This is a genomic window from Loigolactobacillus iwatensis (assembly GCF_003950295.1).
GTDB classification, from domain to species: domain Bacteria; phylum Bacillota; class Bacilli; order Lactobacillales; family Lactobacillaceae; genus Loigolactobacillus; species Loigolactobacillus iwatensis.
This window is the reverse complement of the sequence record NZ_RHNP01000001.1, coordinates 193905-207648: the sequence shown is the minus strand read 5'-3', so window position 1 is coordinate 207648 and position 13744 is coordinate 193905. Positions and strand designations below refer to the sequence as shown.

12 protein-coding genes and 1 other annotated feature are annotated in these 13744 nt (G+C 38.1%); of the genes, 2 read left to right on the top strand and 10 right to left on the bottom strand.

All coding sequences use genetic code 11. The features are described 5' to 3' along the window. Positions 1 to 179 precede the first annotated feature (179 nt). Positions 180 to 866 (top strand): MFS transporter, encoded by a 687-nt coding sequence (locus tag EKM98_RS00930; protein ID WP_318531605.1) that lies wholly within the window; start codon positions 180 to 182, stop codon positions 864 to 866. Between the two features lie 183 nt (positions 867 to 1049). Here the strand turns inward: EKM98_RS00930 and EKM98_RS00925 are convergent, their stop codons facing one another. The 9 genes from EKM98_RS00925 to brnQ form a co-directional block, all read right to left on the bottom strand. Next, positions 1050 to 1481, bottom strand: coding sequence for a GtrA family protein (locus EKM98_RS00925; protein ID WP_125979817.1), 432 nt, complete (start codon positions 1479 to 1481; stop codon positions 1050 to 1052). Positions 1482 to 1566: 85 nt separating this feature from the next. Further along, positions 1567 to 3537 (bottom strand): hypothetical protein, encoded by a 1971-nt coding sequence (locus EKM98_RS00920; RefSeq protein WP_125979815.1) that lies wholly within the window; start codon positions 3535 to 3537, stop codon positions 1567 to 1569. 2 nt (positions 3538 to 3539) lie between these two features. Further along, the gene (locus tag EKM98_RS00915; protein WP_125979813.1) at positions 3540 to 4484 is read right to left on the bottom strand and encodes a glycosyltransferase family 2 protein; all 945 of its coding nucleotides are present in this window, start codon (positions 4482 to 4484) and stop codon (positions 3540 to 3542) included. Between the two features lies 1 nt (position 4485). Next, complete coding sequence (locus tag EKM98_RS00910; protein ID WP_125979811.1) at positions 4486 to 5151, bottom strand: phosphatase PAP2 family protein; 666 nt, start codon at positions 5149 to 5151, stop codon at positions 4486 to 4488. Further along, positions 5144 to 5797: a VTT domain-containing protein gene (locus EKM98_RS00905; RefSeq protein WP_125979809.1), complete on the bottom strand. Its 654-nt coding sequence runs from the start codon at positions 5795 to 5797 to the stop codon at positions 5144 to 5146. The genes EKM98_RS00910 and EKM98_RS00905 overlap by 8 nt, the downstream gene beginning before the upstream one ends. A 396-nt stretch (positions 5798 to 6193) precedes the next feature. Continuing rightward, a complete protein-coding gene (locus tag EKM98_RS00900) occupies positions 6194 to 7543 on the bottom strand; it encodes a sensor histidine kinase (RefSeq protein ID WP_125979808.1) in 1350 nt (449 codons plus the stop codon). 15 nt (positions 7544 to 7558) lie between these two features. Then, positions 7559 to 8257, bottom strand: coding sequence for a response regulator transcription factor (locus EKM98_RS00895; protein ID WP_125979806.1), 699 nt, complete (start codon positions 8255 to 8257; stop codon positions 7559 to 7561). A gap of 360 nt (positions 8258 to 8617) precedes the next feature. Then, positions 8618 to 9148: a hypothetical protein gene (locus EKM98_RS00890; protein WP_125979804.1), complete on the bottom strand. Its 531-nt coding sequence runs from the start codon at positions 9146 to 9148 to the stop codon at positions 8618 to 8620. Between the two features lie 255 nt (positions 9149 to 9403). Beyond that, complete coding sequence (gene brnQ, locus EKM98_RS00885; RefSeq protein ID WP_125979802.1) at positions 9404 to 10804, bottom strand: branched-chain amino acid transport system II carrier protein; 1401 nt, start codon at positions 10802 to 10804, stop codon at positions 9404 to 9406. Between the two features lie 211 nt (positions 10805 to 11015). Continuing rightward, positions 11016 to 11263: a binding site (T-box leader), on the bottom strand. Positions 11264 to 11696: 433 nt separating this feature from the next. Here brnQ and EKM98_RS00880 point away from each other — a divergent pair. After that, positions 11697 to 12473 (top strand): Cof-type HAD-IIB family hydrolase, encoded by a 777-nt coding sequence (locus tag EKM98_RS00880; protein WP_125979800.1) that lies wholly within the window; start codon positions 11697 to 11699, stop codon positions 12471 to 12473. 83 nt (positions 12474 to 12556) lie between these two features. Here EKM98_RS00880 and EKM98_RS00875 read toward each other — a convergent pair whose 3' ends face one another. Further along, complete coding sequence (locus EKM98_RS00875; RefSeq protein WP_125979799.1) at positions 12557 to 13501, bottom strand: aldo/keto reductase; 945 nt, start codon at positions 13499 to 13501, stop codon at positions 12557 to 12559. Between the last annotated feature and the right edge of the window lie 243 nt (positions 13502 to 13744).

Sequence of the window (13744 nt, the reverse complement as noted above, 5' to 3'; positions counted from 1 at the left end):
CAAACTCAAATTCAAAATTTAGTCGTGGCATAGGACAAAAAAGTCTCTATTTAAATTGTCTATTTTATTGACAGGGGGCCACTTGGATTAACACTGCTTTTAATTTTGCTGATATCTTTGCACCATTATTAGGTGGTGTTTTACTAACTTTTAAATGGCTAAATTTTCGTGCTTTTTTAGTGATTAATGCCGGTTCATTTTTACTTTCTTTATTTTTAGGGTTGATGTTGCGTTATCATTTTCATAGCCCGCAACACAAACGATTATCGATATTGACTAGCCTACGTGATGGCATTAATTATTGTTTACAACACACTGTTTTAGTACAGATGATTGTTGTTGATGGGTTACTAAATATTTTTTACGCTGCGCTCAATTTATTAATGCCCTATGAAGTTAATCATTACTTTTCTGGTAACGAAAAGCTTTATAGTTACGCGCTAAGTTTAATGGCCATTGGTGGTCTAGTTGGTGGTCTGAGCTTGGCAGGGCAAAAGCGCGCGCTGCACATGAACAGTGTGTATCGTGATGTGATTACCTTCAGCTGTTTGCTAATTCTAAGTGGGCTTTTTGTCCACTATTGGGTGCTACTAGCGGCGGCAACTGTTTACGGTTTTTTCATGTCACGTTTGGGCGTTCAAATGATTACCCTCGTTCAAAACGAAACATCAGTAAACTATTTAGGTCGTGTTTTCGCTATTTGGTTCTTGTCAGTTGATGCTTTACATCCAGTTGGTAATTTTATTTTTGGTTTTATTATTGATTGGCTGAAGCACCAAACATTTAGTTTAATTGGTGGTTTAATGCTGTTATTACTACTTTTAGTTCGAAGAGGGTTTCACGTGAAACAAAAAAAGAGCAGGTAGGTTTGAAAAATCGGCCAGACGGTCAATTATTCAGCCAAACCTGTTCTTTTTTGTCTCCTGAATTAAATATCTAATGACATTGTCGCTAATTCAGGGAGCGCTTGGAATAGTCATTACGATCCATTGTGTCGCTTAATGCTAATCTAGAATTTAAACATTTTTTGAGACACGCTTTAATCTAAATTATTTTGTTAATACGCCTTTACCTGGTTTAAAGATAAACAACTTACTAAATACATAGTTGGCCGCAATAATTACAATATTATCAATGACTTTAACTAACAAAGGATTGCCATTCAAAATTGAAATACCAAGCCACATCATACTGATATCTAACAAAAGTGACAGAATTCGGAAAAGGAAAAAGCTAGCTAGTTCTTGTAACAATGCCGTATTAGTGTTTGTTTTCGAATTGAAAACCCAGCGTTTATTAGTTATATAAGCAAAAAGAACGGATAAAAACCACGCAATGACGTTAGCTATTTGATAATTTAGGCCCGTAAAATGATTTAAAGTTGTAAAAACAATAATGTTTATTAAGGTGGTTAGACCGCCAAAAAATAAATAGTTAGTGATATTTGCGTATTGAGCGTAAATTAATTTGATTTTCTTCATTTTTACACCTCACAAGTAAGCTACTGATTTTTTGTTTTTGTAAAAAGATGACGTAAATTGTGTTTCTACTGTTTTTTTGACCACGTTAGTTATGAATTGGTGTTGTAAATTGATAAATTAAAGAGCTATCTTTGAAAGATTGATGGTTAATTAAAAGCGGGTGTGGTGTCAATTCATAGTTTTGGGTTCTTACCAATTCCACTTTTTGCGGAGAAGGTAAGGTATTTTTTAGAACAATTTCATATTTTCCGGGCAATAATTTTTGCTTAATACCAAGGGTTGTTGCTACATGATTTAGGGAATAACGCTTATGCCGGTCAATTGATACAAGCTTTGCCTCTAAGTGTGTCTGGTGTGGTACCGAGATTGATAGCCTAGTGGCAGTGTGATTAAGGGTGATTCTTTGCGTGATTGTTGTGTTTTGCTGAATCAAGGTCGGTTTTGCTTTATATTGCAGTGAAAGTTGACTTCGTTGTCCAGCGACAATCATTGGCTTGCCATTTATCAGCGGTTTAGTCTCCGTCGCGAAAACAAAGGCGGTGATTAGAAGTACACCGCCAAAAAATAAATTGCGATTTTTTTGGTGGTAAATGGCTAAATTAGTTTCTGTTTCCTGGGCCGTAAAGGCATTAATTAAAAGTAGTAAGGGTAGAAGTGGCTGGCCATACCTACTTTCGGCTTCCCAAATTAATACGTGAAAGGCCAAATAGCCAACAGCCAACACAATTGCTAAATCTCTGATTGGTTTTACTTCATAATTTCTTTTAGTAATTAAGGCTAAGCACTTTATAAAGGCCAAGCCATAAATGAAAATAAAACCAACACGCATTAGTAAAGAACCCAGCAGGCTTAATTGAACTTCGTATTTTTGGTAAATTTTGGGAGCTTCAATATAGCCACCACTGTAAGATCGTTGAATATGACTGACATTTAATAAAATCCCGGCTTTTAAAATCCAACGTTTAACAACGCCGCGGACACCTAAAGTTTCAATTCGCTTGGGTAATACTCGTTTTGTATAATTTTGGCGCGCTGTTTTAGTTGGTAATTGTGTCATTTTTTTGACATCAGCACCAACGTAAGTCCCGTTACCCTTTGGATTATAGCTCATCCAAATCCAGTGAGTCGTTGGCAGTTGGTATTTAGAGTTATTTGTAAAATCAACGGTACGCGCAATTGCCATTCTAGCCGGTACGGTTGCCGCAAAGCCAAGTAGTATAACCATTAGAGGTAATAAATACTTGAGCAATGTCTTACGATCCTCTAGAAATAGGACAATTAGTAAAATAACGATTGCAACTGCGAAAACGATTAGATTGGGTTTAAGCAGTTGTCCAAGCAAGATTAATAGGAATAAGAAAATACCATTGAGCACTTTATTTTTTTTAGAGAACTTATTCCACTGGGCCAAAATTGTAAAACAGATAATTAGGCAAAACAAGGTTGGTAGATCTGAGTAAAAAACCTGCAAGTAATAGGTGTACGCAAATGGGCTAATAAGGAAAAAAATCAAGGCAGCGAGCACACCACTATTTTGCTGACTAAAGCGGCGAATACTTGTTAGGGCCACTAAAATAAAACCATCAAGCAGGCCTAAAGATAATAGGTGTAAGGCGGTATTGGTTGAAAGGTGAAAAATTAGCGTCAGTTTGAACCATTGTGATAGCAAAAAGGCTAACGGCACGTTGTTAGGGTAACGCCAAAAATAAGTTGAAGAACTCCAGACGTGTTGGCCTTGGCTTAAATGTTCGGCCTGATAGAGCACCCTAAAGGGATCGTGGTAAATTGTTACCGGTAGATAACATAGAACAATGAGTTGAATAATGAATATCAACGTAAGTCCAATGCCAATAGTCCAGCTAATGGTTGTTTTATTTAATTGATTCGTTTTTATTTTGAAATAGGGCCAGATGTACCAAACTAAAGTGCTGGCAATAATAACGAGACCACTCAACTTAATGTTTTGGGGATAAACAATATTTGAAATAACACCAATTAATAAACCACCAGCTAAAAGTAGTGGAAATAATTTCATTAGATTAAGTTTCTTTGCCATAGCTATTCTCCGATCGTTGTTTCAATTGTAAAGCGCGGTCGTTGCTTAGATTCAGTCGTTAATTTACCGATATACTCGCCAAGAATGCCAAGGCTAAACATTTGGAGACCGCCTAAAATCCAAATTGAAATCATTAAGGATGACCAGCCGTGCACAGTCAAACCCAACCATTTAGTTATTACAGAATAAAATAGGGCGATGACGCCTAATGAACTTGCTAGCAAACCAAGCAATAAAATAGCGCGGACTGGCGCAATTGAAAAGGAAGTTAGTCCGTCCCAAGCAAAGGCAATCATCTTTTTAAGTGGATACTTTGATTCACCGGCCAATCTTGGCGTTCGTTTGTAATAAACTTTATCGCTTTTAAAACCTAGCATAGGAATAATGCCGCGAATAAACAAATTACGTTCCTTATACTGTAAAAGTGTTTGAACAGCCCGTTTGGACATTAGGCGGAAGTCAGCGTGATTTTGAATCAACTTAACCCCTAATAGATTAAGTGTTTTATAAAACATTAGTGCAGTATTGCGTTTAAACCAGGTGTCGGTGGCCCGATTATTCCGAACACCATAGACAATATCCGTTCCGTTAGCAAACTTAGCGGCCATTTCTGCGATGGCCGTTGGATCGTCTTGTAGATCTGCATCGATTGTGACAATAACAGCGGCCTTCTTAACGGCCGTCTGCATACCAGCAATTAAGGCATTTTGATGACCAAAATTTCGACTGAATTTAATTCCGGCAATTCGAGCATTATTTTGGTGTTCTGTTTTAATAATGTCCCAAGTTTTATCAGTTGAGCCATCATCGACAATTAAAATATCTGATTTTTGATCAAACAGTAAATTTTTTATTAGATCGTTCTCGACTTGAAGTAGCCGTTTAATTGTTGAGGGCAGTACTTCTTCTTCATTAAATGCGGGAACGACAATTGTTAGTTTTTCCATTTTAAGGTTCCTCCTTCATCAGGTTAGTTTTTAAAAATTTAAAGTTGGATTCAAGATAATAAATGTACGCCACGCGGGCTACTTCCCACCATGCGATTGCCAGTAATAAGCTAGCCAGGACGTCGCTTGGAAAATGATCCCGTAAGTAGATTCGAGAAAAGGCAATTACGCCAAACCACAGAATTGCTAGTAATGAGACCAAGAGTTGAACTTCTTGATCTTCCAGTAGTGGCACAATAATAAAGAGAATTGTTAATACTAAAATGGCTGTACTAAATGTGTGACCACTGGGATAGCCAAAGCCAGTATCTTTGATCAGTTGTCCTAGTGGTCGTGGTCGGCGGACTAATTCTTTAACTACGAACGTGACAGCATCGCCGCCTAGTTGCGCTAGCGCGATCCAAACGGCAATGAGCCAGTCACGCCTTATCCAAAAGGCACCGGCGAGTAAGAGTGTTAAAACGACATCTACTGCAGGACTGCCAAAAAAGGCCAGAGTGGAAAAAATTTGCGTGCGAGTTGGATTTACTAGGCCGGCTAGTAATTGCTGAATGTTCGTATCAAAGGTTGTTAGCCAGAACGGTTCCAAGTGAACGGATACTGTTAGGCCTAAAAAGAGAATGAAGGCGACGATCCCAACGGTCAACCAATTTTTATTTTTATGCATTTACATCAGTCCCTTTAGATTTTCTTTTTAAACTTATTAAAATTGCTGGTAGAAGTGAGATTACAATGATTGCTAGCATAATTAATTCAAAATGTGTCTTAACGATCGCAATGTTGCCGAAGAAGTATCCGGCTAAGACTGCAACACTAACCCAGGCGATGCCGCCTAAAATATTGAAAAGGATAAATTTGCGGTAATACATTTTACTAATACCGGCCGTAAACGGAATAAGGGTACGAATTATCGGCATAAAACGGCCCAAAAAGATAGCACTGTTACCGTGATTATGGAAAAATACTTCTGTTTCCTTTAAATATTTTGGCTTAATCCACCTTTGCCATTTTGGGTTGGTTAGATGTTGACCAAAATGTTGACCAATTTCAAAGTTCAGGCTGTCACCGGCAATAGCTGCAATCGAAAGTAAAATAATTAAAGTGATGTGGTTTAATGAATGTGCCGTCATCGCCGCAATTGAGCCACTGAGAAAAAGTAATGAATCACCAGGTAAAAACGGAAAAACCACTAGCCCAGTCTCAACGAAAATAATGATGAATAGGCCGCCGTAAACTAAACCACCATATTGGGCGATGAGACTGGGGAGTAAATGGTTCATGTTTAAAATGGAGACGAGAATTTCGGTAATCATATCAATTCCTCTTTTCTTGATTAAAGTACGAGTAAAAGCTAAATATTTTTTTAGGGATGGTTATTCTGCTCTAATGTTCCTTGAAGTCATTCGAAACTAACGGCTGGTCTTTAAGTTCCTATTTAGCATATTAGGTTTACGTTGACCTAAAAAGAGCATTTAAATAAAACGAAAATGAGAATTTTTCAGAAAAAAAGAGCCAATAGTGTTTAACGTGATTGGTAGTGGTCTTAATCTGAGAAATTCTCAAAGAGCTAAATTTGGGCAATAAAAAAATCTCTTGCAAAAAAGCAAGAGATTCAGGGCGTATTTTAGATTTAGTACGTTTGCGTAAATAGGTTAGGAAAGCATTCGTAAAAGTAGCTTCCTAACTTGGCCTAAGCGCGTGGTTCGGGATTACAATGTTAGCGAAAAAATCGTGCCTTGTGGATGGTTATCGCTAATTTTAAGTTTGATGTGATTCAAATCAGCCAATTGTTTTACAATCGCTAGGCCAAGACCAGTACCGGGAATTGATCCGCGAATGTCAGCATTGCGGTAAAAACGCTCAAAAATATGTTCTTTATCTACGGTGCTAATCCCAATTCCTTGATCAATTACTTGAATTAAAACCTTGTTTGTCGATTTTTTTAAAATTAACCGAATTTCGCTATCTTTAGCCGAATATTTGTTAGCGTTGTTTAAAAGATTCACAATAATTTGACTAATACTTGCTTCGTGAGCAGTAATTTTAATGTTGGGCGGGATTTCAGTAATTATTTTCTGTTGAACTAAGGGGGTCATTTTATTGACTAATTTGGTTAACGTTAGGCTAAGATCGAATTCGGAAAAATCTAAAACCAGACGATCTGCTCTGGAAAGCGTCAGCAGGCTATCTACTAAAGTTTGCATTTGGTGTGATTCGTCGTTAATATAATTGACTGATTTACTAATGATTTCCGGATGTTCTTTCCCCCGGCGTTGGATTAGCTGGGCGTGACTTCTGATCGTGGCAATTGGTGTTCGTAGTTCGTGCGCCGCATTTGAAACGAATAGTTTTTCTTTTTCGGATTGCTGATATAACCGATTAAGTAGGCGGTTAAAACTATTCGCCAGATTGGTGACCTCTGTTGGTCGATCAGGGACGGGAAGCTGTGTGGCCTGTTGACTTGGTTTTGTCGAAATCGATTCTGCACTTGCAGTTAGCTTAGTTAGAGAATTAGTTAATCGGTCGGCGATAGCGTGAATGTATAGCGGACTAATCATTAAAGTTAAAATTAAAATAATGATGGCAACTAACACAACTCGTTCCAGCGTTTCCAATTGGGAATTTAAATTAGTCCAGAGTTCGTAATCAATTCCGCGAGCATGCCCTGTATTATAATAAAGAGGACCAACATCTTTCCGGTAATAAAGGCGTTTAATAAACGGAATTTTTTTGGGTTTAACGCTTAATAATTTTTTGGTGCCAGGGGAATAATAATTTTTAATTGTTGCATCTTTTCGCCTATTATTTACTTGCACATAACTAGTACTTGTATCAAGCGTACTGTTTAGGCGCCAATTTTTCCAATCATCGTTACCATCAATGACGGCCTTTTTAAGACTACTAATAATGTTGAACGAATTGATTTGGCTGGTTTCTAATAGTTGATGGCCGACTGCAAATACAGTTGTCATACTGGAAAGCAGGATAATAACTGTGATCATTAAAATAAAGCTACGTAACATAATTGAGGCACTATTTTGTTTAACTTTAAATTTCATACCCTTAGCTCCCACTTAATCATTAACGGATAGTGCGTAACCAATACCACGGACGGTGTGAATTAATTTTTTCTTATCGGTAAAACGATCAATTTTATTTCTCAGGTAGCGAATGTAAACATCAACAATATTTGGTTGGCCATCAAAGTCAACGCCCCAGACTAAATCAAGTAATTCATCACGGGTAAAGGTTTTGCCAATATCTTTGAACATCTCTAATAGCAATCTAAACTCGCGCTGAGTTAGTTGAATATTATGCTCACCACGCATTACCTGGCGTTTATCAATATTTAAAGTTAAGTCATCAAGCTGGTAAATTGAAGTTGGTTCTTTGGCTTGCATTTGTCGCGGCCGTCTGAGCACGGTTTGCATTCGCGCTAATAATTCTTCCGTATCGAACGGTTTAGTAACGTAGTCATCGGCGCCACTAGTTAACCCAGCAACCTTATCACCGGTATAATCGCGTGCGGTTAGCATAATGATTGGAACATCACTTTCCCGTCTAATCCGACGCAATACACCGAGCCCATCTAATTTGGGCAACATCCAATCCAAAATAATCAGATCAATTTCAGCTTGTTTTTGATTAAAAATAGTAACAGCACTGGTGCCATCAAAGGCGGTCAAAACCTGATAATTTTCAAATTGAAATTCAGTTTTTAATGAATCAACTAATCCCTTTTCATCTTCAACTAATAACACGGTCTTACCCATCGTAAAGCAACCTCCACAGTGTTTAAAATATAGTTCTAATTTACACCCAACTTTGTACCTGCTTGTAGTTTACTGCAAGTCTTTAATTAAAATAAATAGCGCCAGTTTAAATTTAACTTATATTTTTCCCAACCAAAATAGTATAAAAATTAAATAAAGAATGGGACTAGGTAATCGGCTTTTACTAGGGAGTGGCTTCAAAAACGATAAATCAGTTTCATTCTTGGAATTTTGGTGTTCACTAATAAGATAATTCAAAAAAATAGGTCACTAACCTTGAAAAATAGATGAATTTTCTACAAGTAACGAACGTTTTTAATTTGAAGACATACCCTAGACTAACTTATAAAGCTCTAGCGTTTAATTATTTACCGGGCTATCAGGATCTTGTAGGTAAAAGCCATAATCAAGAATCGTTTCTTTGGCGTGAACATCGAAGCGGCGGTCATCGTACCGTTCAAAGAAATAAGTAAGGTGCTCCCAGTCGGCTTGTTGCGCAATTTTGGCCTCCTTTAGCGCTTCAAAGGCCGTTTTCATTGGCCGATCACCAAACAGTTCATTATTATCCGTCCGACCACTGACCCAAGCGACACCGACACTCGCCTGTCCTAGAGTGAAGCTTTCAAAGCCTTGGGGAATAGGCGTACCAATATCAAATAGATCGCCAATCCAATAAGAAAAGCGACCATTACTTTCATTTATGAAACCATAGGCACTGCCACCACTGTAAGGATCATTTTCCTTTCGTAGCTGAGCAAACAAATCATTTGCAAACCACTGCTGCCATAAATGATCAAAGGTACCATTTTGCCGATCATGATTATCATAAGAACGACCAATGAATTCAAGTGGCGGAAATTTTTGTTTTTCTAGATGCGTAATTTTTAACATGAGCGGCACTCCTTAAAATAAATGATTAATTTTAGTATAACAATCATTCATGATTAGGCGTATTGATTCCACAGAAAAATCCCTTCATGGTTGGTAGATGAATTAGATCATTTCGTCTGTCTATCGCGAAGGGATTCTCATTATGGTAAAAGTTAATTTTTGATACAGCTTTAGTTTTCTACGGTTTAACAACAGCGTGTGCCAGGCAGTAAATTTCGAAAATTATACGCCGGTCAAACATTTTTTATAAGAACACTATTTATTTTGTTGTGGTGCTACATTAGTGACGTGTTCACTGGAGCGGGCTTCGTAGCGCTTATAGGCGTGAACTGCAAGCCCTAAAACTGCACCTACCAATGCTGGTACTAACCAGTCCATGCCGTATTTAGCAAGTGGGAAAAAGCCTTGTTGGAAACTCGTCATTGCTTTACCAAAGCTACTTTGACTAACAACGGCCGGGAAGGCGGCTACCATATCGAAAACGGCGGGAACACAGGTAAAGACAACGACGAAAGCATAAACGACGGAATCGCGTTTGAATAATGGCGAGAAAACGGATAATAAGATTAAAACCATTGCTAATGGGTACAGAAACATCAACATTGGTGTTGACCAAGCGATGATTTGATTGAGGCCGACGTTAGCAACTAAGAAAGAAGCCAAAGTTGTAAAAGTTAACCAAGCACGGTAGCTGACTTTTGGAAAATGTTTATGGAAGTCTTGAGCAAAGGCAGCAACTAAACCGATGGCAGTGGTTAAACAAGTAACGGTGATTAAGGCGGCCAAAACAGCCTGACCAGCTACACCTAGATAATGATTCACGACTTGATCAAAGGCAACCCCACCATTTGCAGAGACTTTGAATTTACCAAGTGACATTGCACCAACGAAGATCAGGCCAACGTAGATTAAGGCCTCAAGTCCCATTGAAAAGACACCAGCACGTGCAGTTACAAGCGCGATACCATTAGGACTCTTTTTACCTAAAGAACGAACAGCAGTAACCACTGTAACCCCAAATGCTAGGCCGGCTAAAGCGTCCATTGTGTTATAGCCCTGCAAAAAGCCGTTTGTGAAGGCACCAGAAGTATAAGCGGCAGTGACGTGTTGCGTAGCTGCGTGGCCCATGGGATTACTGAAGGCCAAGAAGAAAACAAAGGCCAGTAATAATAGGAATAGTGGGTTTAGTAATTTACCAACGTTAGAAACGATCTTAGTTTGTTCTAGGGCAAAGAATAAGGCTAAGCCAAAGAAGACGGCGGAGAAAACCAGTAAACCTAATGTTTGAAATCTAGCGGGAACAAGTGGGGCCAAACCAACTGTATAAGAAACGGTGGCTGTCCGTGGTGTTCCAAAAAGGGGTCCGATTGTACCGTGAATAAGAACCATGAAGACCAAGGCGAATACAGTACCTAGTGGTCGGCCAATGTCATAAACGCCCTCAGAACGTGTGATGCTGATTGCAAGCACGGAAAGAAGTGGTAATAAAACACCAGTAACTAGGAAGCCTACCGCAGCCGTAACCCAGTGACCGCCAGCCAATTGACCTAAATGTAAAGGGAAAATTAAATTGCCGGCACCAAAGAATAAGGCAAATAGCATGGAACTGACAACAACATAATCGCGTTTTGTAAGTTTACGTTCTTCATTTAACATAATATAACCGCTCCTTTTATGATTAAGAGAATGATAAAATTCAACTATTTTAAACTCATTCTCTAGAATGACTTATGATCAATGAGTTGATGTTGTAATTAGCAGGTCGACCTACTAACTATCTATTGCCAGCCGATATTGGTTTGCGCGTAACCAATACTTAAACGAAGGCAAAGACACAAAAAACGTCCCAATCCGAAAATTAATTTCAGATAAGGACGTTTTTAAACGTGTTACCACCTTAGTTTGTTATTCGCTCACACGAATAACCTTTTCAGGTACGCAAAAAGTGTTCTTTTTGAAATACCCTAGCTCTATAATGGGAGCACCCAATGAACGCTCAAATTTCGCATTCATCGCTCAAAGATGATTTTCCAAGAAATCCACTTCACGTCATTTCACCAAGCGACGCTCTCTTTGTAAGTGTGTTTCATGTACTTTTCTTATCACAGCGTTTAAATTACTCATTGATCTATAATGTGACTTTAATCTAAACCGTCAGCCATTATTTGTCAACTTAAATTTTTTGTTTATTTAATTGGGTATCTGTCTACTAACGCTGAATCAGGCGAAATGAGAGTCTTTTTAAAAGATTAGATTTTGATAAAAATAAAATGATTCACGACTAATTTTAATTGTGCGATCAGGTGTGTTTGAAAATTACCTTTGCTTGAATTAAAGGTTAATCGTCCGTAGCATCAAGATTATTAGTGATTTAGGTTGCGATTCGGACCGCGTATCTTAATTCAATGGATATTGCCAGCAAGACTAGTGATAATCCTTAGTTGCGGAATAGAAGCTAGCCACTTTTCAAATACACCCGCGCTTATCAATGTCTGGGTCTTATTATTTGTAGTATACTGAAATTAGACCAAGATATGGGGGCTTTTTTATGTATAAGGCAGTTGTTTTCTTTGATTTAGATGGAACTTTATTTGATAATGATAAAAATGTAACACCTGCAAGTGTGGCGGCAATTGCACAGCTAAAGGTTAATAATATTTTACCCGTGATTGCAACTGGGCGGAGTGTTTTTGAAATTAAGGACACAATGGCACATTCAGGAATCAATTCCTGTGTCTGCGCGGATGGTAGCTACATTCAAGTGAATGGAAAGATGGTCCACGCCGATTTCTTAAAGAAATCAGATATTGATGATATCACCGAGTATGCATCCAAAAAAAGTTATCCGGTGGCCTACTATAATCCAAATGGTTTTGTCGTAAACCACGCTTCACGGCTAGTCCGGGAAAACTATAATGAATTAAAAGAGACGGTTACGGTGGATCCTGGTCAATACTTAACAACACCAATGAATATGTTATTTGTTTTTACACCTGAAAGAGATAAACAAGATGATATTTACCGTGAACATTTTAAAGGGACCTTTAGTTTTTATCGAAATAATCAACGCGGACTCGACGTTGTTAAATATGGTGTATCAAAGAAATCAGGGATTGATAATTTACTGGTTAACAATAATTTAACCGATGTGCCAACTTATGGATTTGGTGATTTCTATAATGATTTGCCGATGTTTGATGCCGTTGATACACCAATTGCAATGAAAAATGGCGTTCAGGAAATTAAAGATAAAGCTGCCTATGTGACGACTTCGAATATGGATAACGGGATCGTAAATGGCTTGAAACACTTTAATCTAATTTAATGTGAATAAATATGCAAAAGAACACCTAAGTTAGCATAGCATAAGCTAACTCAGGTGTTCTTTTGATTAATAGTCAATCTAATTTAAAAGTCTTTAAAGATAGTAGCAATTTTTTGATAATCATTATCCGCTAATTCTAGTTGAAGTGCTTTGGCGTTTGCGGTAACTTGTTCCGGCTTTTTTGCGCCTGGAATAACGACACTAATATTAGGATTTTTGATGTACCAAGCCAAGACAAGTTGTGCAATAGTCGCATCATAGGTTTCTGCTAAGGGTTTAAGTTCGGCCACATGCGCCAAAATTTGGTCGAAGCGTTGACCATTAAAATCTGGATTACTGTGGCGAATATCATCCTTTGGAAAGACGACATTACGGGAGTATTTACCGGTTAATAAACCTGAGGCCAACGGAAAGAAAGGAACAAACGAAATTTTTTGTTCATGCAAGTAGGGCAGTAGTTCAGTTTCGGCATCTCGGTGTAGTAGGCTAAACTGGTTTTCGACGACATCAACGCCGCCATCTTGATTGGCTGCTTTAATCTGTGCCAATGAAAAATTAGAAACACCAACGGCCCGGATTTTTCCGGCCTGTTTCATCTCCATTAATGCGTTAACTGCTGCCGCTTTTTCAGTGTGCTTATCGGGAAAATGAATGTAAAAAATATCGATGTAATCAGTTTTTAAACGTTCTAGGCTGGCATCAACGGCTTGCTTTAAGAATTGAGGTGAATTGTTGATAACAACCTCACCACTAGAAATATCTTGTGCCGCCTTAGTTGCAATGACAATTTGTTCACGTTGATAATCCTGAATAACATTGCCGATCAATTCTTCGGAATGCCCCATACCATAGGCAAAGGCAGTATCTAGCATTTTAATACCATTATCTAGGCCTGCTCTAACAATCTTGCGACCAGTATCGTCTTTTAGATCTGGAAACAAATTGTAGCCGCCAACGGCATTAGTACCTAAACCCAGCGGCGTCGAAGTTACCTCTGATTTACCAATTGTAATCATATTATCTGTCATAGAAATAGCCTTCCTTAACTTATTAAGATTTATTGTGCGGGTTGTAAAAATTCCATTGATTTTAAATTGGATTGGCCGATAGAAAATATTGATTTTGTTTACGTATATTAACTATATCGGGTAATCAGCTGCCTTCATTTTAACAAATATTTTTTAAAAGCGTTTGGATTTTACTCTGAGAAATTGGTCACGGTTAACAGTGAAGACCTGGTAAACGTAGGTGGCCACCTTTCCAAACGTGCT